Annotated in this window: 2 protein-coding genes; both read right to left on the bottom strand. The window is 38.4% G+C overall.

Features of this window, described 5'->3' with window-relative positions:
• Positions 1 to 548: 548 nt before the first annotated feature.
• Positions 549 to 920, bottom strand: a complete 372-nt coding sequence (locus tag PCORN_RS16800) for a BspA family leucine-rich repeat surface protein (protein WP_159102640.1) — start codon at positions 918 to 920, stop codon at positions 549 to 551.
• A gap of 2 nt (positions 921 to 922) precedes the next feature.
• Positions 923 to 970, bottom strand: coding sequence for a hypothetical protein (locus PCORN_RS21475; protein ID WP_420912046.1), 48 nt, complete (start codon positions 968 to 970; stop codon positions 923 to 925).
• Between the last annotated feature and the right edge of the window lie 27 nt (positions 971 to 997).

Here is a 997-nt window from a genome sequence, read left to right as displayed (position 1 = left end):
ATTTAGGTATATGTTAAGAAAATAGCTAGATTATGTAGAATAGTACTACAAAAAACGGATCTCCCACCATGTCTTGCAAGAGATCCGTTTTTTGTATTTTATATTGTTATGAAATTCAGCCACACGAATGATTCATTTCTGATTGGGTGCAAATTATCTTTTAAAAGGATGCAAAACAAAATTAAAAATGACACTCTTACGCGCCCAATGTTTCGGGCGATTTCCGCCAGTATCACACAATGCCATTATGTGATACTCATTTTTTAGCTGTATGTAAAACAAAACATACTTATTTAACATGAGATACGTCTCTTCTATCTGATATCCTAAATGGTGATTAAAGAGCTATCGTTTTTGAGTAATATGTTGAATCACTAGCACACACACTTTTGCTGAAAATTAAGGGGAGAAATAAACTATCGCATAAACATTCGTTTTTGAGATGTTTCTCTATTTTACTACGCTCGTGACTTTCATCGGATCGAGTTACCTAAAATGGACCAGAAAAAGGTGCATGCTCTTTTCGAACATACACCCTCCCTCTCCATTTATTTTAATTTCTCTCTAATATACGTTCCTGGTTTCAAGCCATCATACCCCGTTACAAACTCCGCCGTAGAGCCGTATAAAGCCGCTTCATCTTGCGTGTTCTTCCATTTCCCTGTATAGGGTGTTGCGTTCTTTTCCATTAGACCTGTACTACCTTTAAATCTAAATTTAGCACCTAACTTCAATGTATCTAATGATGTAGCATTGGCAAACATATAAGTCATACTGGTAACCTTCGAGGTATCCCAACTTCCTACATCCACACTCGTCAGTCCTCTTGCATCGGAAAACATCCTAGTCATATCGGTCACGTTTGAGGTATCCCAGCTTCCTACATCCACGCTTGTCAGTCCACTTGCTCCATAAAACATAACTACGACATATCGGTCACCTTCGAGGTATCCCAGCTTCCTACATCCACACTCGTCAGTTGACTTGCATCGGAAAA

It is taken from the genome of Listeria cornellensis FSL F6-0969, assembly GCF_000525855.1.
GTDB lineage: Bacteria > Bacillota > Bacilli > Lactobacillales > Listeriaceae > Listeria_A > Listeria_A cornellensis.
The sequence above is the reverse complement of the archived record's forward strand: the minus strand, read 5'-3'. Positions and strand labels throughout refer to the sequence as shown.

Coding starts and splice junctions, on each gene's coding strand:
- PCORN_RS16800 (WP_159102640.1), bottom strand. CDS start 920: ATGTTTTATGGAGCAAGTGGACTGACAAGCGTGGATGTAGGAAGCTGG.